We start from the raw sequence: 21,797 nt of genomic DNA on the forward strand, positions 1-21,797 counted from the left end.
GTGCCTTTGACGGGAATGGCGTCAGCCGTAGTGGAGCTTCGGCTTCGGGGCGGTGCCGGTGAAGCGGACACCGACACGGTCATTGCGGCGCCAGCGGACTTCCGCGCGATAGGCAATTCCATCGACCGGCACATAGAGCAGGAAATTATTAGGAACCCGCGAATCGGGAGCAAGCTTCAACTCGGCGCCGCCGACATGCTGGTTGCGTAAGGTGCAGCTGACTTCGGAATTCTGGATGCCGGTGATGATCGTGCCACCCTTGAGCACGCGCTGGCGATGCTCGCGCTTGTGTTCGCCAGAATTCTCTTGGAGTGGTTGAGTGTTGTTCGCCATCGATAAGAACGCCAAAGCAGCCGAATCGATCCTAAGCGCAATAGCCGCAATAGCAAAGCATCCGTCCCGGCGCCTGGCGACGTCTGGCCGGGGTTGTTAGCTCCAAATCAGGCGTATCCGTGCGGATCGGCGCAGAAATGGGCGATGATCTGGCAGAGGTCCGGCTCGTTGATCATGCGCACGGCCTCGGCCGAGCTTACCCATTTGCGGGTGCGCGCGCGCTTTTCCTTCCAGCGCTCGGCGACGCGGTCGACCTGCAGCGGAAAGACCAGCACCTCGCAAGGCACTTCCTCGCCGGAAGCCAGCGCCTTGGCGTAGAAATAGCGACCGGCCTCGAAATGCGAGACCGTTCCGCGCAATCCGGCTTCCTCGCCGGCCTCGCGCGCCGCCGCCTCGCAAAGCGGCTCCCTGGCCTCGGGCCAGCCCTTGGGCAGCACCCAACGGCCGGTGTCGCGGCTGGTGATCAGCATGATCTCGACGCCATTCCCGGCCTCTCGCCAGGGCAGGGCAGCAACCTGCAGGCGACACGGCGCGGTGCCGAAGAGTCGCCGGACTCTTTCGACCAGATGGTTGTGCGTCGTTGGCCTCGTCAACATCGGAGAAGCTGCCCCAGCCTCCAGAATCATTTGCCGCCTGATGAATCTTACGACGTATCTTGGGCATTAAAAGTAAAAAACTTCACTCGGATTGGTTAAATTCCAGCAAGACGGACTGGTTCCACGGAATATCGTGCCCTGCGATCCTTTTTGTGGAGCAAAGGGTGCTCGCCGAGGCGGGCTGGACGGAAAAAATGGGTTCCGACGAATCAGCCGGCGTGGTCGTCGGCGATCGGCTTCTGGTAAGTAAAACCCATGTCCCACGGAAAGTAGATCCAGGTGTCCTGGCTGACCTCGGTGACGAAGGTGTCGACCAGCGGGCGACCTTTCGGCTTGGCGTAGACCGTGGCGAAATGCGCCTTCGGCATCATCGCGCGCACGATGCCCGCCGTCTTGCCCGTGTCGGTGAGGTCATCGATGATCAGCACACCGGCGCCGTCGTCGACGAGCAGCGCCGGCGTGATCTCCTTCAGCACCTGCAACTGCCCTTGCGAAGTGTAGTCGTGATAGGAGGCGACGCAGACCGTCTCGATGACCCGGATGCCGAGTTCGCGCGAGATGATGGCGGCCGGAACCAGACCTCCGCGCGTGATGCAGACGATCGCCTTCCATTGTCCTTTGTTGGCGCCGGCAAGCCGCCAGGCCAACGCGCGGGCGTCGCGGTGGAACTGATCCCAGGAGACCGGGAAGGCTTTTTCGGGAAGAGACATGGTCGCGCACTCCGCAGGCGCGCTGGCCGCGCGCAGTCACGATGGAATGCGGGCGGAATTAGCCGGAAAGCGCTGGCATTGGCAAGGGCGTCCCAGCTATTGGCTGTGGACTTGAAGCGCGTCGCATTCAAACGGCCCTATGCGACGCGCTTCAAGTTCTTTGTGTGTGCATGTCGTTATCCCAAAAACCGCTACGCACTTTTGGGCGACAGGCATTACCGCGACAGGAACGCCGCAACCTGCACTGTGCGCAGCACTGTGCGCGTCACGCCGCCGAAAAGAAGCTGGCGCAGCCAGGAGTGGCTGTAGGCGCCGAGCACCAAAAGGTCGGCGCCGGTTTCGGCGATCCTGGTCTGGATGAGGTCATCGACCGAGATGCCGCCCGACTGCTGCACGGAGACGCTGACGGTGGCACCATGCCTGGAAAGCGCGGCGGCGATTTCGGCGCCGGCGGCGTCCGGGCTCTCGTCCAGCGTCTCCGGCGGATCGATGACCAGTATGTCCGTCTTTTCGGCCTCTATGATGAAGGGCAGGGCGTCGAAGGCCGCGCGGGCGGCCTCCTTGCTGCCGTTCCAGGCCAGCAGCACATGCTTGAAGGTGGTGACAAGAGGGCCGGCATGCGGCACGACGAGCACGGGCCGGCCGGCATCGTAGACCAGCGTGTCGACGTCGGCGCTCGGATCGCCGCCGGTGTCGCGCTGCGCGGCGATAACCAGATCGGCGGCACGGACGTTGGAGATACCGGTCAGTGCGCTGTCGCCGGAAAAGCTCTCGAGGCTGCGCCATTCGAAGGACAGGCCGGACTCCTCGATGCGCTTGAGAAAGAGCGCCTGCAATTTTTCGGCCCGCTCCTTGTTCATTTCGGCGGAGACCTGCAGGAACTCAGTGTCGGGAAAGCCCGTCGCGGAGGTGTAGGGGACGGGAAGCGCCTCGGCATGGATGCCGACGAGATGGCTCTGGAAGCGGTCGGCAAGCGGGATGGCGCAGTCGAGCACGCGCTCGGCATCCTGTTCGTTCTGCAATATCGCGACGATGGTCTTGAAGCGCATGGGAATCCCTCAAAATCTGCTGGCGCTGCGTGCGCCCGAGGGAAACGTCAGAATGCCATGCTTGGTTCCGGGCCGATCACCGCCCGGGGATCACGGTTCGGTTGCGCCGGCGGCGATGCCGGCCACCATGGCTTCGACATCCTTGCTTGCCGCCTCCAACGCCTCTTTGCTGCGGGCGCGGACGACGAGCTCGGTCCAGAACTTGCCGTCGCCATATTTCGGATAGGAGCCGATGATCGTGTCCGGATGGGCTTTCTGGATGTCGCCCAGTGGTCCGCCGACAAGGCCTTCGCCGAACGGGCAATGCACGGTGGCCGAGAGCATTTTGGTGCCTGCCTTCAGCGTCGGCACGACATTGTCCAGCATGGCCTGGAAGATCGACGGCACACCGGCCATGACATGGACGTTGCCGATGCGAAAGCCGGGCGCGATCGAGACGGGATTGTCGATATGGTCGGCGCCGCGTGGCATGCGCGCCATGCGCTTGCGTGCTTCGGTGTATTCGATGCCGCGCGCGGCGTAGCTCGCTTCCAGCATGGCATAGGCCTTGGCGTCATATTCGCACGGCACGCCGAAGGCCTTGGAGATCGAATCCGCCGTGATGTCGTCGTGCGTTGGGCCGATGCCGCCGGTGGTGAAGACGTAGGTGTAGCGGGCGCGCACGGCAATCACCGCGGCGACGATCTCGTCCTCCTCGTCGGGAACGATGCGCACTTCCTTCAGGTCGATGCCGATCGCTGTCATGATGTCGGCGAGATGGCCGATGTTCCGGTCCTTGGTACGGCCGGACAGGATCTCGTCGCCGATGACAAGCATGGCGGCGGTGACGATTTCAGGCATGAGAGGCTCCGGCAACATGTCGCCTTGGGAAGACTGGGTCGCCTGAGATAGCGCGGCGGGCGGCCGGCGGCAATGCGCCACGGATCGCGCGTCGATAGCCTTGCGGTGGCACCGGCGGCAGGTATGGTGCGGGGCGTTCGCTTCGGGTGAAAAATGCTTCTGTCTGTTCTGTCGTGGCTGTTCGGCGGCCTGCTGCTGGCGGTGATCGTGGTCGCCGGCCTGGTTCTGGCGACATGGTGGATTGCCGCGAAGGCCGGGAGGCTGGTGCCAGCGAGCGGAAAATTCATCGAAATCGACGGCAACCGCATCCACTATGTCGAGGAAGGCGAGGGCAGGCCGATCGTCTTCCTGCATGGGCTTGGCGCGCAGCTTCACCATTTCCGCTACACGCTGTTCGGGCGTTTCGGCGCGGGCTACCGTCTGATCGCGCTCGACCGCCCGGGCTCGGGCCATTCGCCACGGGCAAGCGGAGCGACTGGCCGGCTGCCGGAGCAGGCGCAGCTGGTGCGGCGCTTCATCGAGGAGCTAGGGCTGGAGCAGCCTTTGATCGTCGGGCATTCGCTTGGCGGCGCCATCGCGCTGACCCTGGCGGTGGAACATCCCGAGACAATTTCGGGCATAGCCCTGCTGGCGCCATTGACGCATCTGGAACCCAGGGTGCGCCAGAAATTCGACCTGCTCTATGTTCCTTCATGCCTGGTGCGCTGGATCATGGCCTATACGGTGGCGATACCGGCAAGCTTGAAATATGCGGAGCCGACGATGAAATTCATCTTCGCACCACAGGCCGTTACCGACGACTACATGATCGGAGGCGGCGGCTGGCTCGGGCTGCGGCCCGCCCATTATCATGCGACTTCGACCGACGTCGTGGCGGTGGAGCAAGATCTCGGCCGCATCGAGCAGCGCTATGGCGAGATCGCCATGCCGGCCGGCATCCTGTTCGGCACTGTGGACCGCGTCATTGGCATCGCTGCCCATGGCGAGCCGATGCGGGACAGGATCAAAGGGCTCGATTTCGAGGCCGTCGATGGCCTTGGCCACATGCCGCAATTCGCCGATCCGGAGCGCGTCATCACTTTCGTCAAACGCATTGCCGAGCGCGCGTTTGCCGCCAGGAGCCTTTCGGGCGCCGATCGAGCCTGACCGAACGGCTGGCCGCGACTTCACGCATCACTCACAAAAAGGTGTCGAAGTTTCAGCGCTTTAACGGCTTTTACCGCGGAACTTCGAGCCAGTGCATGGGTTCTAGCCCTGTCGTGCAAAGCGACGCAATCGAACCCTAGACGAAATGGAGCATCTCCATGCTTAGCAGACTTCTCGCAGCCTCGGTCCTCACTGCTGGTCTCGCCACCGCGGCGATGGCGCAATCGAGCGACGTCTACACATCGCACACCCGCCATCGCCCTGCTGCCACGAACGAACAGTCGATGACCGTTGATCCGAACACCACAAGCAGCGTCAACGTCGGCGGCGATGTTTCGGGCCTGAACACGCTGGGCAATCACGGTCCGGTCGGGCCCTGTGCCTCGAACACGACTGGACCCGACGCCAATGCCGGGTTGAACGTCAACGATCACTACTGCGGCAAGTGATCGACCGCACTGCGGGTGGCTGGCCGGATGCTCTCGCGGGCATCCGCAGCCGCCGCAATTACCAATACCGGGCTAATCGGAAACTTCAGTTTGCGGCCGATCCCGGCCGTCAGCCAGTTCGTCATGCCACTTGCCGTCCGCGTCCTCGTACTGGATGCCGTCCGTGGTGCCGGCAATCTGCTGCTCGGCCGATGCGATCTCGGCGGCGCGCAACGCGTCCTGATGACTGGGGAACGTCTCCGAAAAGGTCGAGCCGACCTTGTAGGCCCAGCCGCCATCATGCTCGACGATCTTGTAAGTCAGCTTCGCCATGAAGTCCTCCTGGTGAAAGGCTCGTTGCTCAATGCAGCTTGCTATCGAGCAGCCTGTCGTCGGGAACCAGCACTTCCGATTCCTTGGCCGCTTCGATCAATGCCCGGCGCGCATCGGCGGTCGAACGATATCCTTCCAGCACTTTGAGGCAAGTGTCGAGGGCATCACGATGCCGAGGGCCGCGGTTGAGCGGCCACACTGTCATCAGGCACTCCGCGGCTTCCCGGGTGCTGCGGATCTGGCGATATTTGCCGACATGGCCGAGTTCGACCACCACCGGCTTCTCAAAAGGTTTGCTGTCCATCATGGCCGCCAACGCAAAGCAGCCAATTTGGTTGCAATCGTGTCTGCCAGCGTGCGCCCAAACGTCTCAGTAGCCGCAATCCGGCGCGGTCATCTAGCTGCCGACGAAGTCGGATCAGCTCGTTGTCGACGCAGTCGATCAACCCGCTGCCTTCATCCAGTGCCGCATCGTCGTCACCGAGCGGGCAAGCTGCGGCGCCGGGTGGATTTCCTCGCCGAAGGTGGCCGCCGCGCGCCAGCCCCAGCGCGGGTCGGCGAGGAAGGCGCGCGCCAGCGCCACCATATCGGCACGGCCGTCTGCGATGATCGTCTCGGCCTGTTGCGGATCGTCGATCAGGCCGACGGCACGCGTCGGGATGCCGGCTCCCTTGCGCAGGGCTTCCGCCAGATGCACCTGATAGCCGGGGCCCGACGGCAGCTGCTGCAATGGCGAATTGCCGCCGCTCGAGCAGCAGAGATAGGCGATGCCCTCAGCCTTCAGCGCCTTGGCGACCGCAATCGCGTCCTCGACATCGAAGCCGCCATCGACCCATTCCTTCACCGACAGGCGCGCGCCGAGCATCAGACCGGGCACGGCCTTTCGCACCGCTTTGGCGATCTCGACGACAAAGCGCATGCGGTTTTCCAGCGAGCCGCCCCAACGGTCGGTGCGCTGGTTGGACAGCGGCGACAGGAACTGGAAGATCAGATAGCCGTGTGCTGCGTGCAGCTCGATGAAATCGAAGCCGGCCCGTTCGGCCCGCCTTGCCGCCTCGGCGAAGCGTTCGATGAGTTGCAGGATCTCCGCATCCTCGAGGGCATGCGGCACCTGCCAGCCGGTGTCGTAGGCGATGGCCGAGGCGGATACGACCGGCCAGGGGTCCTGGTCGGCCGCGAGCGGTCCGCCGCCTTCCCATGGTTTCCTGTTAGAGGCCTTGCGGCCGGCATGGGCGAGCTGGGTGCCGAATTTGGTGCCGGGTGGGGCGACGCGCCTTGCCGCATCGAGCGTGCGCTTTGCCGCTGCCTCGTTGTCGTCGGAATAAAGGCCGAGGCAGCCATGCGAGATGCGGCCGCGCCGTTCGACGTCGGTCATCTCGACGGTGACCATGCCGGCGCCGGAGATTGCAAGGTTCATCCAGTGATGGAGGTGCCAGTCGCTGGCCGAGCCGTCCTCGGCGGAATACTGGCACATCGGCGCCACCGCTATGCGGTTCGGAAAGGTGAGGCCGCCGAGCGTGATCGGCTGGAAAAGCGATGTGGTCATCGAAAGCTCCTGGAGGGCGTAGTCCGCTATTTAGTCAGGCGATGCGGCCGGCGCCAGACACGGGGTGGCGAATGACCGCTCTGGACCAATGGCTGGCCCGATTGCATGAATGGCGGTTCGCGGCTACGCCTCGTGCGCGAGCATGGGTTCATCGGAGTTCATCATGGAAGATCGCATTCGCATCCGTTCGGAGGAAGTGCTTTCCGATGACTGGGCGGTCCTGAAGAAGACCGTCCTAGACTATCGCCGCCGCGACGGGCAGTGGGAAACGCAGATCCGCCAGACCTACGATCGCGGCGACGGTGCGGTGATCCTGCCGTTCGACCCCGAGCGCTCGACAGTGCTGCTTGTGCGGCAGTTCCGCTATCCGGCCTATGTCACTGGCCATCGCGAGCCCCTGATCGAGGCCTGTGCCGGCCTGCTCGACGAAAACGATCCTGAAACCTGTATCCGCAAGGAGGCGGAGGAGGAACTCGGCTACCGGCTGAAGGACGTCGAGCGGCTGTTTGCGCCCTATATGAGCCCCGGCAGCGTGACTGAACGGCTCTGGTTCTTCATTGCCCGCTACACGCCTGCCGACCGCATTTCGGCCGGAGGCGGCGCGCCGGAAGAAGGCGAGGACATCGAGGTCCTGGAAATGACCCTTGATGACGCGCTGGCCGGCATTGCCGACGGCCGCATCGTCGACGCCAAGACGATCATCCTCATCCAGCACCTGAAATTGTACCCGATTCCAGCCTGAAACGACTGCCTGTTTTAGCACCCGAGTGCGCGGGACATTGAGCGCTTGAGGCAGCCGGATGCCGATGCTCCGGCATCGGGCCTGCCAAGGCTCGTTACAATCTGCGAATTTGTTAATATGCTGTTAACCAAGCCGCCAGCTCCGGGACAGGAGAATATCGGCGGCGGGCATGGAGGCGCCTGTCGCAAGGCGCCTGCAAAAGTAAGGAGTAGTTCCATGCAACGGTTCATGCTCACATCACTGGTACTGGCACTGTCGGCAGGCTTTGCCCTGGCGCAAACGGCCACAACCAACACCAAGAGCGATGCGGCCAAGGTCAATATGGCGCGGCCGGCGGGATGAACCTCGACCCGACGACAACGGGGGGCACAACACCGACTGCCGCGAAGGAATGCCTGACCGGCCAGCAGGCACACAGCACGACGGCGAGCAGCCAGGACGCGAATGCTCCTGCTCCCAAGTGCTGACCGATCATTCCGTTAGATCGCCAGCGCGCCAGCTGAGCCTCGGCTGTAAGCCCCTTGCGACCTCCGGAGCCTGTGTTCCGGAAGTAGCACATTCTTGTGCCTGCACAGAGGCGGTTGACGTTTTGGCGCGAAGCCTTGAAAAGCAACGGGCGCGGACGTGGCGGAATTGGTAGACGCAAGGGACTTAAAATCCCTCGATCTCTGATCGTACGGGTTCGATTCCCGTCGTCCGCACCACGTTGAAATCATTGTAGAAAATGTGACTTGACGTTGGGGATGGCTACCCAAGAAAATCTGCCGTGGGTAGCCGTCAGGGTAGCCGAAGAGACAAAAAAGGCCCGGAAGCCGAAGCCGCCGGGCCTTTGTCGCTTTCGCTTGCGGAATGATCAGGCGGCGTGTGCGTGACTCATTTGCGCAAGCTCCAGGGCAGTGAGCGATTGCGCGGCAATCTTCCCCGCGATAGCTAACAACCTCCTGATATCGCCTACCGCTTCATGGACGAGGGCGTCTTGCGCCAGTTCCGGAATTTGCTCCGCCGCCAATTCACAGACACGGATGATTGCGCAAGCGTCATAGGCGCGAAAGATATCGTCGTCAGTGATTTTGAATTTGGGTAGCTCGTTCATACGGCACCGCCTTGAGCAATGCGCAGAATGTCAGCTGCGATCGATGTAAGCGCATCGTCATCATCGCCCGTTTCGAGAATGCCAAGGCTCTTTGCCGTCCTCACCTTCACGGCCATACCATCAAGGGTGCGCGCGGGGATCTCAAAGATGCGCCGGCCAATCTCCCAATGCTCACTCACTGCATTATCGAATTCCTCCTCTTGGGCGTCATACCCAAGGAGTCGATGATGCTCGTCGAGACTCCCCGAGAATTGGTCCCAGGCGGCCTTGATCGCGGCTCGTTCGCTTGCAATGGCCGCATGCCACGCGAGCACCGCCGGTGGCTCCCATTCAGCGCCCCGCAAGACATCGCCGAACGTGACATGATCTTGCGCTTTTGTTCGCATTGCCTTCAGATCGTCCGGCATGGACGGCACCTGTTTTTCCCAATCGGAGGGACGGAGCGGCTGCTGTCCGGCTGCTTTCTCGGCCTTCCGGCACAACCGTCTTTGCGACTTTTCGAGCTTGTCCATCCGATCCTTGAGCGCGTCTATCTCCCGCTCTAGCTGGAACAGTTCGGCGTCGGGATGGAGACTGACGGCCTCTGGCCTGGCTACGGCCGCTGTAGCGGCTCCTATGGCCGGAATACAGGCTATTGCGCCCAATGCGGCGCGTCGTGTCATTGTCGTCATGTGCATTCCCTCTCATTGGTTGAGGGAAGCCAAGGCAACGCCTAGCGAATCGTGAACGGAGTGGTAAATCTGGTGTCGGTCACTGCGAGGCCCTGATCCGGCTTCCTGAGACAAGTGCCGGCTGGCAGTTAGCGCTGTCAGCCGGTGCGCCTAAGATGTTCTCATTTCGCTGTCGACGTCAAGCGCCCCACTCCGGGGCAGTCATGAGGGAAGCTGATGAAAGACGTTTTGCCTTACATCTCGATAGTTTCGAGCCTGGTAGCGGCTGGATTGGGGTTTCGTGCCGCAAAGGTCGAAATCCGCAATTCCATCGATGATTTTATGGACGACATTCAGCGACAAGGAAGATGGGCAGGGTACGCCGCAATCGCTGCTTGGTTGGCGGTCGTATTGCAGGGTATCGACCGCCTCGCTGGCTAAGTCATGGCGGGGGGAAGCGGGCAAATTTGCCCCCTTATCTCGGCGACCGGCCCCCATGGTTTTCGCACCCGTCCGCGATTGAAATGTTGAGGTCACTAATAACGTTATCAGTGAGCGCACCTGCTGTGCGGGGGTATTCCGGCAAATTTGCCGACTTATCTCGCCTACCGCTCGCCCCCCGCAACACGCGTTTCCGCAAAATCCGCAGTTTTTTGGCCAGACGCCGCAAAACTCGCGAAAGTGGGCCAAAACGGCAGAAACTGGGTCCGTTTCCGACCCAGTTAGCCGCACATAGCTATGTGAAAACAATTGCTTAGCTTAGCCACATTGGACATTCTAGGATTTTAATCTGCTTTTTTGCTAATTTTAGATCGGCGAGCGGTCGGCGGAATGTCGGGCGATTTTTGCCTGAATACCCCCCCCGCCGGGTCTCTCTTAGCTCCTCGGGAAAGCCTCAGTCGGGACAGTGAAGCCACTATCCGAAGCATAGCGTGCGACACCTTTGGTGATGCGCGCCTCGTCGATCGAGCCGTTGAAGAAGTTCGCCGCGTTGAACGCACCAATCTGCAGTGTCGCCGTCGAGTTGAAGAACGCGCTATTGGCCGGAGTGGACGAGGCTCGCATGACGCCATCGACATAGAGCCGGATCTTGCCGGTGGCGTCCTTGTCTACACAAGCGTGATGCCAGGCATTGAGACTCATTGTCGGGCTTGCGTAGGTGAGCGAATTCATTGGTGTAGTTCCGTTCGGTGACCACTGGAAAAAAATCGTCAGGTCGCTGAAGCCCAAGCCCCAAGACCAGTTGCCGATGTTCCCAGACTGCGCGATTAAGTACTGGGTGGTGTTGCCGACCGTGGGGTAAATCCAACATTCAACTGTAAACTGATCGGAGTTTGCATCCGACAAGTCCCAATCCAGGCTATCCGGGACCGTAACTCGATCCCCGGTGCCGTCGAGAAGCAGCGAAGCCCCGTCGAATTTTGACCGTGCGGTATCGATCTGGGCATCGCCAACGAATGTGAGTGTCTTGGCCGATAAGCTTTCGTCCGGTGCGGTGGTCGCGCCGTCTGTGCCGTTAAAGCCGCAGAGCAGAACGACATTTGCGAAATATGGATCTGTGGCAGGACCGCCGCCGCCGCCAGCTCCGCCGAAGAATGTGCCGCTGCCTAACAACATTAGCTTGCCGAGCCCTTGAGTGTCGCCGCGATATTTGCTGCGGTTGCGTCAGCCGGAGAATTTGCAGGAGCATAGAACTCAAGGCGATGGCCGGAAGAAACGGTCTTGGCTGTTCCGCTGCTTGTCGTGAACGTGAAAACGCCGCCTGTCGAAATCGAGATGGTGCCGATCGAGACGCCATTGTCCTGAACATCGATGGCGAACGTGCTTGTGGGATTGGTGCCGATATGCCCAGCCGAACCTGAGAAATTTGCTGGGAAGGCAACGTCTCTGGTAACAACGGTTTTCCCGATCAACTGCCCGGCTGTAGGCGTTCCAGAAAAGCTCAGGGGAACATCATAAGGCGGGTCACCCCAAGCAGGGGCGGCAGAACCTAGGGTCTTAAGAAATTGCCCGCTGGTTCCGGGAGCAAGCCTCTGCCAGCCTGCTGGCGAGTTGCCATCATAGTATAGGATGTTGCCGGCTACTCCTCCTGTAAAGGCGTCCACGCTCCAGACGGTGCCGGTGCCGCTGACAGTAATGTCGCCCTTGTCACCATCGCTCACGCCGCTGCCCGATGTCGATACAACGGCGCCGTAGAGCCCCGGAGAGGAGCCGTTGGTGTAGCCGATGAATATCTCGCCCGGAGCTACCGCTTTCGTCAGAGCGGTCTCTGGCGAGGCGCCATCGGTGCTCTTGAGCGTAACGGTGTAAGTCGCGTCGCTGTTATGAAATTCAAATGGCCGCTTGACCGCCGGCAGGATGAGCGTGCGAGCTGCCGCCAATGCCGCACTTGGCTTGAACACCATCGCCGATCGATATTGCGTCGACGTGAGCGTGACGTTGCCAGCCGAGAAATCCACGGCATAGGTGTCTGTCGTGGCGTTCGCCAATTGTGTGAGGCCGTCATTGCTCGTCTGCCATTGGTCGTCTGCCTGGCCATCAGCGATCAGATATAGGTTGAGGTCATTTGCCACTGGCTATCTCGTATGCCTGAGTAAGTGCCGCTTGAACGTCTGGGATGAGGCTTGCCTTGATCCCTAAACTTTTGGTCGCCGGTCCGCCGCCTACCGGGCCAATTGAAAAATTCAGCATGAGCGCGCCGCTGCGCTCGTGTATCCCAAGGCCAATGCGCAACTCTACGTGTGCGTTCTTGGGGATCACGGCTATCTGGGCAATGTCATCGAGCGGGATCATAGCCAGGGCCTCGTCAGCGGCTTTGACCGCGTCGCCGCGCTGTCGGCCCGGTACCTGGATTGATTCGTCAGCCTCAAACTCCGCGCCGCAGCCAGCATGCTGCGGACTTCCAATTCGCGCAGTTTGATCAGCACGCCGTAGCGCCGCAATCCTTCGCCATCCCGCAGCCATTCGGTCTTGAACCTCTCGACCTCGCCGGAGAGGCGCCGCACCTCACATGCATGCCGGCAATAGGCGGCAAGCGTGTCAAAAGATTCGCTTGGGAAGAATTCAGCCGGAAGCGTGTCGACAATGCCGCGCCAGATAGCCGCCTGCGCATCAGTCAAGTGATATGGCGCGTCCGGTGCAATGCGGTTCGCCAGCGTGACAACCGTCAGTGCTTCGGCTGATTTTCTGCCTCTACTGCCCATTTCAGAACCTTTTTTTGTACGGATTTATCGCAACTAACTTTCGGGAACCGGTCTGGGCTTCATGGCCCCTGAGACGCGACGTCCCCCCGGCCTACTGCACGCTGCCGTGCGCCCTCGGATCGAGAGCGAAGCGCTTCGCCGATGCCAGAGCGTCGACTTTCCATATCGCCAGATCAGCGTCGTATCTGGCGAGCGCAGCCGCCAACTCCTGTGGCGTGCGACCGTCTGCGAGGTCTATGCTTGCGCGTTCAAGCGCAGTCTGGATGGCCTTGTCGATCAGTGCGCTTGCGTCTTCCATCGTCTTCATGTCTTCGTCCTTTCCATCTTGGTGGCGCCTTTCGCGGCGAGTTGCCACGATGTTGGATTGCTGCCTGGTAGGGTGCCTTCCTGCACGTCTTGCAGGGACACCCAGAGGCTTCCGTCGTGTGTGACCATGGCGCCCTTGCTGTATGGCAGCGCGCGCTGGTAGACCCCTTTGTACGCGTCCTGCTGGCCGGTCGCTTCGATGGCATCGATGCGGTCGCGCATCTTCTGTAGCGATGTCGTCAGACTGTTGTAGAAGATGGCGAACAGGCCATGTGTGTACGGCATGTTGCGCGTGTCCTCGTTCAGCCCCAATTCCTTCAGCGCAGCCGTCTCGGTTGCCAGGTATTTCCGCACTTCTTCCGTGACGGGTTCTGACTGCTGCAGCCGGGCTATCGGCAAAGGCTTTTCGAACTCGCCAATCTCTGCCTTGAAGCGCTTTTCCTGCGCCTCGTCTGCCTGCTTACGAAGGGTCGATATCTGGCTGTTGAGACGCGCCTGAAGCTCGACGCTTTGGTCCAGAGCGTGCTTCGCCTCGTCGGCTTTCAGGAGCTTCAGCTTGTCAGCGATGAGCCGATCAATGCGGGAAATATCGGCATCGACTTTGCCAAGCGCGGCTGCGCGTTGGAGGTCGACCTCGATATGTGTCGAGCGACCATCTCGGAAATCAGCCCGCTTCACCGACAGAATGCTGGCTTCCACGTTCGCCGCGAGTGTCACGGCCGAAAGTTCAAGCCACAACCATTTTTTATATCGAACGCCGTAGGTGCCGCGAATTGGCTCAGAGTCCAGGCCTTTGAAGCCGATCGATAGGCCGCGAACAAGGCCTGCTTTTATGGCGGCAAACGCCTCGTCGACGCGATCTTTCAGCGTGCCTGGATCCGCGATCTTCGCAATCTTGGCGACAATCTCGATGCCGGCGTCGGTGACTTTTGCAGACGTTACCCAGCCAACGGGCGCGTCGTGCTTGTGCTGCCAGAGCAACGGAATCGGCAGTTTGAAAACGGCGCCGCGAGGTTCGACAACGTCGTCTTGCAAATCGGTCGCGGGCGTGCTCGCGATGCCCGTTATCGTGCGCTCGTCCTCCGAGACACTCTTGATATTTAGGATGGAATAGCCGCGGTTCATTTGCGTTACCTCACGGGCTATTCGCGCTGCCCCAATCGACCCCGGTCAGCTTGTAGACACTGTTTGCCCGAACGACCTTGGCGCCGGCATACGTGCTTGCCTGAATGGCCGTGAGACCGCGCTGGAACAGGTTGATAAGAACGGTGCTGGCATCGGGAGGCGAATTGGGCGCGTCATCCATGACGATCGAGGCGTGCCTGAAATTGTCGACCTGGATAACATCGGCGTTGCCGGCGAGGCCGCTTGCGTCGACCACATAGAACGCGTCGGATGCACAGGCATCGCACGGAAGGAGAGGCGTCTTCAGCAGCAAGCCGCCGCTGACAGGGTTGATGTCGGCAAAGGCGTAGCCACCGTCGATGGTCATCGTGGCAAGCAGTTTCACGCGGTCTGGATGCGCGACGAAGAATAGCTTGGACTGCGCTCCGAGATCGGTAGCGGCCAACGCGGTTTTCAGATCCTGTTGCACCGCGTTCACGGTGCTGCCCGCGCTCGCCGAAGTGTTCGTGCCGGCATCGAGGATGGCGAGGAATTGCTCATCTGCGGTATAGGAAACGGCGCCGCGCAATTCCTGAGAAATGATCGGGTCCGCGAGCGCTCCGAGCTTCAGCAATTCGTTCGAAACGACAACGAAAGCGGTTGCTCGGAAGGCATCCACGTATTCGTTCTCAAAGGACATGCGCGTCATGCGCTTGGCGCTGCCTTCTCCGGTGACATAGCCGCTCGCATTCGCGGTGAAGGCCACAAGCTGGCTGCGAAGCGGCACCTTCAGCATCGCGTCGAGGATCCGGAAGAAACAGCCGACGTTCCGCAGCGATTCCATGAAGGCGTCGGAGACGACCTTATAGGGCGCCAGTTCGCTGCCCCAGGTGCCATTGCCGATGCTTCCGCCGACGACAGCGGATTTCATGGCCTTGATGGCATCGATGATACGTGGTGGTGCGTCGGCGTATTCCAGTTCGCCGGCATCTTTGTAGTAGGCCATGACGCGAGCGACGCGGGCGAAATCCATGCCCTTGTCGATGTCGGTGGTGACGTGAACAGTGCCGCGCATTGCGAATTTCTCCAGAAACAAATCAGGCATTAAATTTCGCACGTTTCGAAAACCCGTGGTGCAACATGTTGCAGGTCTAGACGTCGAACAGCGCAGCCTTGCCGGCGGAAACATAGGCTTCGAGCGCGCGGGCGATTGCCTCTCTGTCGTCGGCCAGATGTGCAGGGAGAAAACCGGCGCCAACCAACAGGGCGCTTATGTGCGCCTCATCGTGCCATGTCCTGAGGCAGACCAGGCCGGCCTTTGCCTTCTGCCGGGAGATCGTCGAGCGATGAGGCGGTGCATCGGTTTTCGTTGACAATCTGCCTGCATTGTCAACGAAATCAGGTGCAATCGCGCTCGCTGGCGAGGTCATGCTGCCACCGCTGTTTCGCTTGTTTCGGGTGTTTCGCTTTCCATGGGAGGCACAGAGAGATACCGCTGCCATGCGTCATAGAAGTCGGCGCGCTCGTATCCCTTGCCTGTCCAATCCCCAATTCTGATCTGTTTGGACTTGACACCGTAGGGCTTCAACCGATCGGCCAAGCCGGTGTCGGACAAGGCTTTCCCACGTAAATCTCCCCATGGTGATTCAGGTAGAGAGCAAAGGTTGTCTATGATTCCTTTAGTGGAAAGGCGTTCACTGAAGCCGAAGACGATCTTCAGGTCGAAAAGCAGCCGAATTCCCAGGCTGGGTGTGGCTGCCTTGGAAGCCGAAACACACGAAACACAGGAAACACGAGCCCGTTCTGGCCAATGTCCACCGGCAGCATCTGCCACCGCAAGCAAAGGCTCCCAGACGTCAGCGTCGCGGTCTTTAACGCCAGGCGGCATCTCCGGCCAGGTGTCGCCGATATCGGCCACGACAAACTCGGCCCAGCCTGCAAGGCGCTTGTGCACGACTTCGCCTTCCGGCCTATGAACGCGGCGCCGATATGGCTCGACTTGCTCGTCAGGCGACCGGCGCCGCATGCGGATGATGACCGACCTTGTCAGGATCGTATCGGGCAGATCGCCCAGCCCGGCCAAGGCGACCGCGCAGTAGGCCGGTATCTCTTCCGTCTCGATGATCTTGCCTCGGACGACACACCGGCCGGCTGATGCACCGCGGCGATGTCCAGCGTTGAGAAGGCCGCGAATTTCCTCGTTATCCTTGGCCTTCGGCCCGAAGATGGTGTCGATCTCATCGAACAGGATCGTCGGTGCGCCGGCCTCGTCCGCGACCTTGCGGAAGAGATAGGCCGGCGTCACATTTATCGCTTCGACTGGCCTGGGGACGAGCAGCTCGGAAATCTCCAGGGCACGCGTTTTTCCAGAGCCCGGCTCGGGCGACAGGAACGCAATCCGGGGTGTCGATTCCCATGCCTGCATCATGTGGGTGTGGGCTATCCACAGGACGTGCGCGACGTGCGCGGCCTCGGAAGGATAGGCAACGAACCGGCCAACGAAGTTGTAAACCTCATCGAGCAGTTCGGCGGCGAAGTCGTCTTCCATCAATAGAGCCTCCTTGCCTGGAGGCGGTACTCTTTGGCCGCACGCTCGATATGAGATGGGGCAAGCGACGGCACCGGCCGCCACGGTCTGCCGTTGAACTCGGCAACGATGCCAGCGACGTAGCTGTACGAACGCGCAGTCGGGTCGTGCTCGTAGCCCGCGTCATCGAAGCGGAGCACCGCGCAATGAAGGTGGTTGCGCGCCGCAGTCAGATGGCGGACGGCTTGCTGCTCAGCGCTGTGTGATGTAACATTATAACGGTCGATTTGCTGCCCGCCCGTCGACTCTCGTGATGGCTCGGCCGCTGCCCTGGCGGTCGAGCTTCGGCTTTCATGGGGTGCGATTGTCATTGGCGCCGCCTCCCCAATTCGAGAAGTCGGTCGCCCCACGGATGGCGATAATGGCGTCACTGGCCCTTAAGCCGAAACGCTCTCTCAACTCGACAATCGCCGGCTTCGGGCGCTGGCTCTTGGGCGTGGTCTGCAACCATTCCGTCGCCGCCAGGATGAGTTCGATTTCGCGCTCGCCGGTCATCATGCGGCCCTCCGCACGAACTTGGAGGCGAGGTGCCGGCAGTAGTCGGGACGCGGGTATTTGATAACTTTGCTGGAGAGCCGGATGAACGCCGGCCCGGCGCCGCGATGTCTTGCCTTCTTCACGCTGCCGACGAGAACGCCCTGGATTTCGGCGATGTCATCAGGATCGAAAAAGGAAGGAAGTTCGTTGTCTTCCGCGAGTTGTTCATACAGTTCGGCACCTGCGAAGCCTTGGGCAGTCCAGAAGCTGAGCCGGGAATTGAAGATTGATGCTGCTGATAGATGGTCCATGCTTTGTCGCCTTTGAGTTTAGAAGGCGACGCGGGACGTTTGGTCCTTGTTAGCCGCCCTCGGGGTTGATGAGGCGACTGCGAAAATCAAGCCGACGAGCGGCTAGAACACTATGGGTTTCTAAGAAAATCTCCGCACAACAGCGCACAGCGGCGAATTTCTGGCTCAAGCTCTTCCTCGGCGAAGGCGCCGATATCCTTCAGGAACTTCTTGTAGGTTTCCACCTGATAGGCTGCGAGATTTTCGGCCTCCACGTTCTTTCGAAAACTTGTAAGCTTGGTCCTGTCGAACTTGGCGTACTTCGCCACGTAGGCATCGGCCTTGCGAATAGCCAGACTTCTTCGATTGTGCAGAACTGTGGCGCTTGCCGCCAGGAACGCCATGGCGTGAACTTGGTTGGTAGGCTTGAGCGCGCCGCCCTTACTATCCTGGCGCTCTGTGCGAACCCAGGCGTCCCTTAGCTCGCCCATGCGCCGCATAATCGGGTAGATCAATTCGGGATCTATGCCGGTTTCACTGAGGTAGCGGCGGACGAGCCCAAGGGTCTGATACTCGTCGCCATTTGTGGTTTTCAGCTCCGCTGCAAGTTGTTCATGTCTAGCCAAAAGGATCACTGCATCCTCGGCCCGCGCAAGATCGGCCTCCTGGTTCATCAGCGGATTTCCTTCACTTCCGCCACCGGCTTTTGCAGCACATTCATTGCGTCGGCGGCACGTTGCGCACCGCGTCTGCCAAGACTCTCAGCTTTCGAGACATAGCGGTTGGTCATCGCCAGCGTCTTCCAGCCGAAGGCCTCCCGCAGCTCATGCGCTTCGGCGCCGGAAACAGCAGCCCATGTGGCTGCTGTGTGGCGCAACGCGTGAGGCGTGATGGCCTTGATCTCCGCCGCTTGGCAAACGCCTGTCAGCACTTCGCGGAGGCGCTTATAGGAAACCGGCTGCGAGCCCTTTCGCCCAGAGAACACAAACCCAAGTCGATGCGCCTGCCCGTCGATAATGGTGGCGGCATCGGTCGACAGAGCACGAACGGAAGCGCCCGACTTGGTATCGGGAAGACGCGCGACCGTCTTGGGAAGCTCAACCATGTCCCAGGTCAGCAAGCGCGCCTCGGAGACACGCCATCCCGAGACGGTAAGGAACCGGATTAGATCGGCATGGGGACCGGCAACGCTGGCGAGTGCCTTGACGAATTTTGGCAGGTCAGTCTCGTCGAGCCATTCCTCCCGCGCCGTTTCCTTGTTTCTCCGAACACCCATGCAGGGGTTATCTTTGCGCCAGCCAAGTTCCATTGCCCGGCCCATCATGACCGATAGCACCGCGAGCGACCGATTTGCGTCGGTCGGATTGCCATGTTTCTTGGCATGGAATGACCGCACCATTTCGGCGGTGATGTCGGCAACGCGTCGGCCTTTGAACGTTGGCAAGAGATTGCGCCGGATGCGCCCTCGATAGTCCTTGCGCGTCTCGGGTTTTTTCTTCTCGATGTGCGTCGTCTCGAAATCCTTGATGAGATCCTCGAATATCGGTTGTGCCTTTTTCTCTGCCCGAGCCGCTGCTGGATCGTCGCCCCGATCGATCGCCTGGAGCATGCTCTGAGCCTCGGCGCGGGCCTTCTCAGCCGGATAGGTCGCATGATCGCCAATGATGATCTTGCGCCGCTTGCGGGCGCCGTCGCGGCCGGGAAGCTCCTGAAAGACAAGGAAGGTCTTTGACGGCTTGCCGTCGGCCTTGCGGCGAAGCCTGAGAGCGAAGCCGGCAAGCTTGCTGTCGCGAATGACCAATTCGTCACGATCGCGGGGCAGGGTGGCACTTGAAACGAAATTGTCGGAAAGGATTGGCATTTGCGTTTTCCCCTGGGTAGCCGAGCGGGTAGCCGCTTCGTGTCTACCCAGGGGAACGTATCGGAACAAATAGGGACTGTAAACCCTCGGTCTTTCCTTAATCCACAAGGCTTTGCGGTCGTATGGATACCCAAGAGTAGACGCCTAGAAAGAGACTTAAAATCCCTCGATCTCTGATCGTACGGGTTCGATTCCCGTCGTCCGCACCAATTCCTGGCGGCTAGGCCAACGGTCGGAATCTGGAAGTGAGCTCATGCGCGCTGCACATGGACGCGCATAACAGGGGAAAACGCCAAGTCGGGGTTTTGTTGCGCAGTTGCTAATATTACGTTTGGTCCAGCCGGCTTGCCCCCCAAGCCGGTCAGGCCCGGCAGCCAGTCAGTCTCACCCCAACGGGTTGTCGGGCCGCTGCTGTCGTACTTCGCGCCTCAGGCTGCCTTGAATCCTGTTTCTGGCATTGTCGGCTGCGGCCGCGATCAAAACTTGTAGCTGAAGTTCACGCCGACCGTATGAAGCTTGACGCTCTGGTCGCGATCGAGGAAGTCATCCGGGGCATCAAAGTGCTCCTTGCCGAAGTCGTAGTAGCGGTACTGAGCGCCGACGATGAGCTTGTCGGTCAAGGCGTAGTCGACGCCCGCGCCGACAGTCCAGCCAGCACTGGTCCGCGTCGAGGCGAATGACGTGGCTGCGTCCTGCGATGTTTCGATGCCGGCAAAGGCGACGCCGCCGACGCCGTAGATCAGCCAGCGATCCGTGGCAAAGCCGGCTTCGGCGTCGACCGACCCGAACCAGCGCATGTCGGTGCCGATCGAATTTACTGGACCCAGCGAGGCAAAACCATTGATCGAGGCATAGTTGAGTTCGGCCCGCGCGCCGACCACCGCCTGGTTGAACTGCCAGAGGCCCGCGACATGGCCGCCGACGAAACCGCCGTCGAGGTCGGGCGAGGCGGCAAATGGCTCGCCTTCCGTTCCAGAAATGTCGGAGCTGCCCCAGCCATAGCCGGCCTGCAGACCGGCATAGTAGCCCGTCCAGTCGAAGCCTGGCGCTGTCATCGGCAGTTCGGTGCCCAAGTCCGCGGCGAAAGCGCGCCCGCACAGGAGCGTGAGAAAGCCGGCACTGGCAAGCGTCAAACGACGCATCGAGTTCTCCGAAATGGCGCTTCAGAAATCCCTAGGTTGCAGGGTAACCTTATTCGCCGCAAAACGGAATCCCCTTGCTCAACAATCGAATCCGCCGGTCGGCGCAAGAGTGCCCTATTTGGCGTCGATGAAGCCCAGCGCCGCCTGGCTGTATTCGTCCGGCGCCTGCAGCATGGCGAAATGACTGGCGTTGGGTAGGATGATGAGCTTGGCGCCCGGAATGGCGGAGGCCATGTATTCGGTGTGCTCGCGCTTTATCGCCTCGTCGTGATCACCGGCAACGATCGCCGTCGGCGTGGTTATCTTGCCGAGCTGTTCCTTGGTCCACGCCGGCTCCGTCTCCCACATGTGGCTGATTTGGGCCACGAAGGCGTCATACTGGTCTGGCGTCTTCGACATCTTCTTGTAGTCGCGGCCGGAGCGGTCGATGTAGGCTGCAAAGGTCTTGTTGGTTATCACACCCGGATCGACGCCATCGGTGGTGACGTTGGCGGCTTGCGCAAAGAGCCTCGTCAGCCGTTCCGGATGATGCAGCGCGATGTCGATACCGATAATGCCGCCATCGCTCCAGCCGATGAGCGCGGTCTTGTCGACCTTCAGGTAGTCGAGCAGCGCCAGATAGTCCGACGCCATCAAATCGTAGCCATAAGGCTGCTCGGTACGGGTCGAGCGGCCGTGGCCACGGCTGTCGGCGACGATCACCTTGTGAGTTTTGGAAAGCGTCGCCACCTGGCTGGCCCATACATCAGCATGGCCGAGGCCGCCATGGATGAGCAGCACCGGGTCACCCGCACCGAAAACGGCGTAGTACATCTGGAAACCATTGACGGGCGCATAGCCGCTCTGATCAGCTTTGGGCATGGCCGCCGGCTCCGGCAAAGTCTGCCAACGTTCCTCGGCGACGGCAAACGCGGTTGACGCTGTGAACAAGACGAAAATGGCGAACGCTTTCCAGAAACGGGTCATGGTTCCCTCTTACGGTTCGGTCCGCGGTGAGCATCGCGTTTTGACCAGATTAGTCAACAAGCTCGGGGCCTGCCCGGCGGGTGCCGCCGACGGCGTTGGCCACGGCTCATGCCGGCGGGTTGCGCGTCCGATCCTCCAGGTCGCGCTGCTTCTCCAGAGGCGATGCGAGCCGGTTGAAGGCATATTCGGCCAGCATGGAGCCGGCGACGAAGATCAGGATCGGCGCCAGCCACATCCAGAAGGAATGCAGGGTGAAGAAGGCCAGGCCGGCCAGGCATGCCGAAAGCACGAAAACTGCAAATCGGATCGTCTGTGCCATCGCCCTCACCAATCCTGACAGTCGCCAGATGTGAATCTAGAGCATTTCGCCTTGCCGGAGGAGCCGCTCACGAGAC

At 60.8% G+C, this 21,797-nt stretch carries 32 protein-coding genes and 2 tRNA genes; 7 read left to right on the top strand and 27 right to left on the bottom strand.

Annotation, left to right across the window (positions count from 1 at the left end; genetic code table 11):
• Positions 1 to 21 precede the first annotated feature (21 nt).
• The 5 genes from D3227_RS27175 to D3227_RS27195 all read right to left on the bottom strand — a co-directional run bounded on the left by D3227_RS27175 (position 22) and on the right by D3227_RS27195 (position 3,528).
• Positions 22 to 333 carry a PilZ domain-containing protein gene (locus D3227_RS27175; RefSeq protein WP_120017339.1) on the bottom strand — a complete coding sequence of 104 codons (312 nt, stop codon included), beginning with the start codon at positions 331 to 333 and terminating at the stop codon, positions 22 to 24.
• A gap of 107 nt (positions 334 to 440) precedes the next feature.
• Entirely contained in the window at positions 441 to 929 is a 489-nt protein-coding gene (locus D3227_RS27180; RefSeq protein WP_120017340.1) for an NUDIX hydrolase, read from the bottom strand.
• Positions 930 to 1,138: 209 nt separating this feature from the next.
• A complete protein-coding gene (gpt, locus tag D3227_RS27185) occupies positions 1,139 to 1,639 on the bottom strand; it encodes a xanthine phosphoribosyltransferase (RefSeq protein ID WP_120017341.1) in 501 nt (166 codons plus the stop codon).
• 215 nt (positions 1,640 to 1,854) lie between these two features.
• A complete protein-coding gene (locus tag D3227_RS27190) occupies positions 1,855 to 2,688 on the bottom strand; it encodes a universal stress protein (protein ID WP_120017342.1) in 834 nt (277 codons plus the stop codon).
• 90 nt (positions 2,689 to 2,778) lie between these two features.
• Positions 2,779 to 3,528, bottom strand: coding sequence for a competence/damage-inducible protein A (locus D3227_RS27195; RefSeq protein WP_120017391.1), 750 nt, complete (start codon positions 3,526 to 3,528; stop codon positions 2,779 to 2,781).
• A 153-nt stretch (positions 3,529 to 3,681) separates the two neighbouring features.
• Between D3227_RS27195 and D3227_RS27200 the strand changes: the two genes are divergently transcribed.
• Together D3227_RS27200 and D3227_RS27205 are read left to right on the top strand one after the other, a co-directional pair.
• Positions 3,682 to 4,674, top strand: a complete 993-nt coding sequence (locus D3227_RS27200) for an alpha/beta fold hydrolase (RefSeq protein ID WP_120017343.1) — start codon at positions 3,682 to 3,684, stop codon at positions 4,672 to 4,674.
• A gap of 158 nt (positions 4,675 to 4,832) precedes the next feature.
• Positions 4,833 to 5,123 (top strand): hypothetical protein, encoded by a 291-nt coding sequence (locus D3227_RS27205; protein ID WP_120017344.1) that lies wholly within the window; start codon positions 4,833 to 4,835, stop codon positions 5,121 to 5,123.
• 72 nt (positions 5,124 to 5,195) lie between these two features.
• Here D3227_RS27205 and D3227_RS27210 read toward each other — a convergent pair whose 3' ends face one another.
• The 3 genes from D3227_RS27210 to D3227_RS27220 form a co-directional block, all read right to left on the bottom strand.
• Positions 5,196 to 5,435: a DUF2188 domain-containing protein gene (locus D3227_RS27210; protein WP_120017345.1), complete on the bottom strand. Its 240-nt coding sequence runs from the start codon at positions 5,433 to 5,435 to the stop codon at positions 5,196 to 5,198.
• A gap of 28 nt (positions 5,436 to 5,463) precedes the next feature.
• Positions 5,464 to 5,742 (bottom strand): DUF982 domain-containing protein, encoded by a 279-nt coding sequence (locus D3227_RS27215; protein WP_120017346.1) that lies wholly within the window; start codon positions 5,740 to 5,742, stop codon positions 5,464 to 5,466.
• Between the two features lie 135 nt (positions 5,743 to 5,877).
• Positions 5,878 to 6,981, bottom strand: coding sequence for an NADH:flavin oxidoreductase/NADH oxidase (locus D3227_RS27220; protein WP_120017347.1), 1,104 nt, complete (start codon positions 6,979 to 6,981; stop codon positions 5,878 to 5,880).
• A 163-nt stretch (positions 6,982 to 7,144) separates the two neighbouring features.
• On the opposite strand from D3227_RS27220, the gene D3227_RS27225 reads away from it, so the two are divergent.
• The 3 genes from D3227_RS27225 to D3227_RS27230 all read left to right on the top strand — a co-directional run bounded on the left by D3227_RS27225 (position 7,145) and on the right by D3227_RS27230 (position 8,427).
• Positions 7,145 to 7,723 (top strand): NUDIX domain-containing protein, encoded by a 579-nt coding sequence (locus D3227_RS27225; RefSeq protein ID WP_120017392.1) that lies wholly within the window; start codon positions 7,145 to 7,147, stop codon positions 7,721 to 7,723.
• Positions 7,724 to 7,939: 216 nt separating this feature from the next.
• The gene (locus D3227_RS43860) at positions 7,940 to 8,065 is read left to right on the top strand and encodes a hypothetical protein (RefSeq protein ID WP_281034962.1); all 126 of its coding nucleotides are present in this window, start codon (positions 7,940 to 7,942) and stop codon (positions 8,063 to 8,065) included.
• Between the two features lie 276 nt (positions 8,066 to 8,341).
• Positions 8,342 to 8,427 (top strand) — tRNA-Leu (locus tag D3227_RS27230).
• Between the two features lie 149 nt (positions 8,428 to 8,576).
• On the opposite strand, the gene D3227_RS27235 is transcribed toward D3227_RS27230, so the two are convergent.
• Together D3227_RS27235 and D3227_RS27240 are read right to left on the bottom strand one after the other, a co-directional pair.
• A complete protein-coding gene (locus D3227_RS27235; protein ID WP_120017348.1) occupies positions 8,577 to 8,816 on the bottom strand; it encodes a hypothetical protein in 240 nt (79 codons plus the stop codon).
• Positions 8,813 to 9,487, bottom strand: coding sequence for a hypothetical protein (locus tag D3227_RS27240; RefSeq protein WP_147377696.1), 675 nt, complete (start codon positions 9,485 to 9,487; stop codon positions 8,813 to 8,815). The genes D3227_RS27235 and D3227_RS27240 overlap by 4 nt, the downstream gene beginning before the upstream one ends.
• 216 nt (positions 9,488 to 9,703) lie before the next feature.
• Here D3227_RS27240 and D3227_RS27245 point away from each other — a divergent pair, with 216 nt between their 5' ends.
• Positions 9,704 to 9,907, top strand: coding sequence for a hypothetical protein (locus D3227_RS27245; RefSeq protein WP_120017350.1), 204 nt, complete (start codon positions 9,704 to 9,706; stop codon positions 9,905 to 9,907).
• A 435-nt stretch (positions 9,908 to 10,342) separates the two neighbouring features.
• Here the strand turns inward: D3227_RS27245 and D3227_RS27250 are convergent, their stop codons facing one another.
• The 14 genes from D3227_RS27250 to D3227_RS27315 form a co-directional block, all read right to left on the bottom strand.
• Positions 10,343 to 11,083: a LamG domain-containing protein gene (locus D3227_RS27250; protein WP_120017351.1), complete on the bottom strand. Its 741-nt coding sequence runs from the start codon at positions 11,081 to 11,083 to the stop codon at positions 10,343 to 10,345.
• Entirely contained in the window at positions 11,083 to 12,039 is a 957-nt protein-coding gene (locus D3227_RS27255; RefSeq protein WP_120017352.1) for a hypothetical protein, read from the bottom strand. The genes D3227_RS27250 and D3227_RS27255 overlap by 1 nt, the downstream gene beginning before the upstream one ends.
• Complete coding sequence (locus D3227_RS27260; protein ID WP_120017353.1) at positions 12,029 to 12,259, bottom strand: hypothetical protein; 231 nt, start codon at positions 12,257 to 12,259, stop codon at positions 12,029 to 12,031. Before D3227_RS27260 ends, D3227_RS27255 begins: the two co-directional genes overlap by 11 nt.
• A complete protein-coding gene (locus tag D3227_RS27265; protein WP_147377697.1) occupies positions 12,256 to 12,669 on the bottom strand; it encodes a hypothetical protein in 414 nt (137 codons plus the stop codon). The genes D3227_RS27260 and D3227_RS27265 overlap by 4 nt, the downstream gene beginning before the upstream one ends.
• A 91-nt stretch (positions 12,670 to 12,760) precedes the next feature.
• Positions 12,761 to 12,976 carry a hypothetical protein gene (locus D3227_RS27270; protein ID WP_120017355.1) on the bottom strand — a complete coding sequence of 72 codons (216 nt, stop codon included), beginning with the start codon at positions 12,974 to 12,976 and terminating at the stop codon, positions 12,761 to 12,763.
• On the bottom strand, positions 12,973 to 14,100 hold the full coding sequence (locus D3227_RS27275) for an HK97 family phage prohead protease (protein ID WP_120017356.1): 1,128 nt from the start codon (positions 14,098 to 14,100) through the stop codon (positions 12,973 to 12,975). The genes D3227_RS27270 and D3227_RS27275 overlap by 4 nt, the downstream gene beginning before the upstream one ends.
• A 10-nt stretch (positions 14,101 to 14,110) precedes the next feature.
• Entirely contained in the window at positions 14,111 to 15,154 is a 1,044-nt protein-coding gene (locus tag D3227_RS27280; RefSeq protein WP_167480868.1) for a phage major capsid protein, read from the bottom strand.
• A 76-nt stretch (positions 15,155 to 15,230) separates the two neighbouring features.
• Positions 15,231 to 15,455 carry a hypothetical protein gene (locus D3227_RS27285; RefSeq protein WP_120017358.1) on the bottom strand — a complete coding sequence of 75 codons (225 nt, stop codon included), beginning with the start codon at positions 15,453 to 15,455 and terminating at the stop codon, positions 15,231 to 15,233.
• A gap of 50 nt (positions 15,456 to 15,505) precedes the next feature.
• On the bottom strand, positions 15,506 to 16,627 hold the full coding sequence (locus tag D3227_RS27290; RefSeq protein ID WP_120017359.1) for a DUF3631 domain-containing protein: 1,122 nt from the start codon (positions 16,625 to 16,627) through the stop codon (positions 15,506 to 15,508).
• Positions 16,627 to 16,977, bottom strand: coding sequence for a hypothetical protein (locus D3227_RS41210; RefSeq protein ID WP_147377698.1), 351 nt, complete (start codon positions 16,975 to 16,977; stop codon positions 16,627 to 16,629). Before D3227_RS41210 ends, D3227_RS27290 begins: the two co-directional genes overlap by 1 nt.
• Positions 16,958 to 17,164, bottom strand: coding sequence for a hypothetical protein (locus D3227_RS27300; protein WP_245451898.1), 207 nt, complete (start codon positions 17,162 to 17,164; stop codon positions 16,958 to 16,960). Before D3227_RS27300 ends, D3227_RS41210 begins: the two co-directional genes overlap by 20 nt.
• Positions 17,161 to 17,454, bottom strand: coding sequence for a hypothetical protein (locus D3227_RS42265; protein WP_120017361.1), 294 nt, complete (start codon positions 17,452 to 17,454; stop codon positions 17,161 to 17,163). Before D3227_RS42265 ends, D3227_RS27300 begins: the two co-directional genes overlap by 4 nt.
• A gap of 110 nt (positions 17,455 to 17,564) precedes the next feature.
• A complete protein-coding gene (locus D3227_RS27310; protein ID WP_120017362.1) occupies positions 17,565 to 18,107 on the bottom strand; it encodes a hypothetical protein in 543 nt (180 codons plus the stop codon).
• The gene (locus tag D3227_RS27315; protein ID WP_120017363.1) at positions 18,107 to 19,294 is read right to left on the bottom strand and encodes a tyrosine-type recombinase/integrase; all 1,188 of its coding nucleotides are present in this window, start codon (positions 19,292 to 19,294) and stop codon (positions 18,107 to 18,109) included. Before D3227_RS27315 ends, D3227_RS27310 begins: the two co-directional genes overlap by 1 nt.
• 114 nt (positions 19,295 to 19,408) lie before the next feature.
• On the opposite strand from D3227_RS27315, the gene D3227_RS41795 reads away from it, so the two are divergent.
• Positions 19,409 to 19,503 (top strand) — tRNA-OTHER (locus D3227_RS41795).
• A gap of 267 nt (positions 19,504 to 19,770) precedes the next feature.
• Here the strand turns inward: D3227_RS41795 and D3227_RS27320 are convergent.
• The 3 genes from D3227_RS27320 to D3227_RS27330 form a co-directional block, all read right to left on the bottom strand.
• The gene (locus D3227_RS27320) at positions 19,771 to 20,436 is read right to left on the bottom strand and encodes an outer membrane protein (RefSeq protein ID WP_120017364.1); all 666 of its coding nucleotides are present in this window, start codon (positions 20,434 to 20,436) and stop codon (positions 19,771 to 19,773) included.
• 114 nt (positions 20,437 to 20,550) lie between these two features.
• Positions 20,551 to 21,402, bottom strand: coding sequence for an alpha/beta fold hydrolase (locus D3227_RS27325; protein ID WP_120017365.1), 852 nt, complete (start codon positions 21,400 to 21,402; stop codon positions 20,551 to 20,553).
• 106 nt (positions 21,403 to 21,508) lie between these two features.
• On the bottom strand, positions 21,509 to 21,721 hold the full coding sequence (locus D3227_RS27330) for a hypothetical protein (RefSeq protein WP_120017366.1): 213 nt from the start codon (positions 21,719 to 21,721) through the stop codon (positions 21,509 to 21,511).
• Positions 21,722 to 21,797 lie beyond the last annotated feature (76 nt).

The organism is Mesorhizobium waimense (genome assembly GCF_003601975.1).
Lineage (GTDB): Bacteria > Pseudomonadota > Alphaproteobacteria > Rhizobiales > Rhizobiaceae > Mesorhizobium > Mesorhizobium waimense.

Excerpts from the sequence above, each read along its gene's own strand:
- D3227_RS27195 (WP_120017391.1), bottom strand. The coding sequence starts at position 3,528 with ATGCCTGAAATCGTCACCGCCGCCATGCTTGTCATCGGCGACGAGATC.
- D3227_RS27175 (WP_120017339.1), bottom strand. The coding sequence starts at position 333 with ATGGCGAACAACACTCAACCACTCCAAGAGAATTCTGGCGAACACAAG.
- D3227_RS41210 (WP_147377698.1), bottom strand. The coding sequence starts at position 16,977 with ATGACAATCGCACCCCATGAAAGCCGAAGCTCGACCGCCAGGGCAGCG.
- D3227_RS27220 (WP_120017347.1), bottom strand. The coding sequence starts at position 6,981 with ATGACCACATCGCTTTTCCAGCCGATCACGCTCGGCGGCCTCACCTTT.
- D3227_RS27330 (WP_120017366.1), bottom strand. The coding sequence starts at position 21,721 with ATGGCACAGACGATCCGATTTGCAGTTTTCGTGCTTTCGGCATGCCTG.
- D3227_RS27320 (WP_120017364.1), bottom strand. The coding sequence starts at position 20,436 with ATGCGTCGTTTGACGCTTGCCAGTGCCGGCTTTCTCACGCTCCTGTGC.
- D3227_RS27225 (WP_120017392.1), top strand. The coding sequence starts at position 7,145 with ATGGAAGATCGCATTCGCATCCGTTCGGAGGAAGTGCTTTCCGATGAC.
- D3227_RS27260 (WP_120017353.1), bottom strand. The coding sequence starts at position 12,259 with ATGATCCCGCTCGATGACATTGCCCAGATAGCCGTGATCCCCAAGAAC.
- D3227_RS27250 (WP_120017351.1), bottom strand. The coding sequence starts at position 11,083 with ATGTTGTTAGGCAGCGGCACATTCTTCGGCGGAGCTGGCGGCGGCGGC.
- D3227_RS27200 (WP_120017343.1), top strand. The coding sequence starts at position 3,682 with ATGCTTCTGTCTGTTCTGTCGTGGCTGTTCGGCGGCCTGCTGCTGGCG.
- D3227_RS27275 (WP_120017356.1), bottom strand. The coding sequence starts at position 14,100 with ATGAACCGCGGCTATTCCATCCTAAATATCAAGAGTGTCTCGGAGGAC.
- D3227_RS27180 (WP_120017340.1), bottom strand. The coding sequence starts at position 929 with ATGTTGACGAGGCCAACGACGCACAACCATCTGGTCGAAAGAGTCCGG.
- D3227_RS27315 (WP_120017363.1), bottom strand. The coding sequence starts at position 19,294 with ATGCCAATCCTTTCCGACAATTTCGTTTCAAGTGCCACCCTGCCCCGC.
- gpt (WP_120017341.1), bottom strand. The coding sequence starts at position 1,639 with ATGTCTCTTCCCGAAAAAGCCTTCCCGGTCTCCTGGGATCAGTTCCAC.
- D3227_RS43860 (WP_281034962.1), top strand. The coding sequence starts at position 7,940 with ATGCAACGGTTCATGCTCACATCACTGGTACTGGCACTGTCGGCAGGC.
- D3227_RS27310 (WP_120017362.1), bottom strand. The coding sequence starts at position 18,107 with ATGAACCAGGAGGCCGATCTTGCGCGGGCCGAGGATGCAGTGATCCTT.
- D3227_RS27280 (WP_167480868.1), bottom strand. The coding sequence starts at position 15,154 with ATGCGCGGCACTGTTCACGTCACCACCGACATCGACAAGGGCATGGAT.
- D3227_RS27325 (WP_120017365.1), bottom strand. The coding sequence starts at position 21,402 with ATGACCCGTTTCTGGAAAGCGTTCGCCATTTTCGTCTTGTTCACAGCG.
- D3227_RS42265 (WP_120017361.1), bottom strand. The coding sequence starts at position 17,454 with ATGGACCATCTATCAGCAGCATCAATCTTCAATTCCCGGCTCAGCTTC.
- D3227_RS27245 (WP_120017350.1), top strand. The coding sequence starts at position 9,704 with ATGAAAGACGTTTTGCCTTACATCTCGATAGTTTCGAGCCTGGTAGCG.
- D3227_RS27300 (WP_245451898.1), bottom strand. The coding sequence starts at position 17,164 with ATGATGACCGGCGAGCGCGAAATCGAACTCATCCTGGCGGCGACGGAA.
- D3227_RS27215 (WP_120017346.1), bottom strand. The coding sequence starts at position 5,742 with ATGATGGACAGCAAACCTTTTGAGAAGCCGGTGGTGGTCGAACTCGGC.
- D3227_RS27270 (WP_120017355.1), bottom strand. The coding sequence starts at position 12,976 with ATGAAGACGATGGAAGACGCAAGCGCACTGATCGACAAGGCCATCCAG.
- D3227_RS27240 (WP_147377696.1), bottom strand. The coding sequence starts at position 9,487 with ATGACGACAATGACACGACGCGCCGCATTGGGCGCAATAGCCTGTATT.
- D3227_RS27205 (WP_120017344.1), top strand. The coding sequence starts at position 4,833 with ATGCTTAGCAGACTTCTCGCAGCCTCGGTCCTCACTGCTGGTCTCGCC.
- D3227_RS27190 (WP_120017342.1), bottom strand. The coding sequence starts at position 2,688 with ATGCGCTTCAAGACCATCGTCGCGATATTGCAGAACGAACAGGATGCC.
- D3227_RS27265 (WP_147377697.1), bottom strand. The coding sequence starts at position 12,669 with ATGGGCAGTAGAGGCAGAAAATCAGCCGAAGCACTGACGGTTGTCACG.
- D3227_RS27235 (WP_120017348.1), bottom strand. The coding sequence starts at position 8,816 with ATGAACGAGCTACCCAAATTCAAAATCACTGACGACGATATCTTTCGC.
- D3227_RS27210 (WP_120017345.1), bottom strand. The coding sequence starts at position 5,435 with ATGGCGAAGCTGACTTACAAGATCGTCGAGCATGATGGCGGCTGGGCC.
- D3227_RS27290 (WP_120017359.1), bottom strand. The coding sequence starts at position 16,627 with ATGGAAGACGACTTCGCCGCCGAACTGCTCGATGAGGTTTACAACTTC.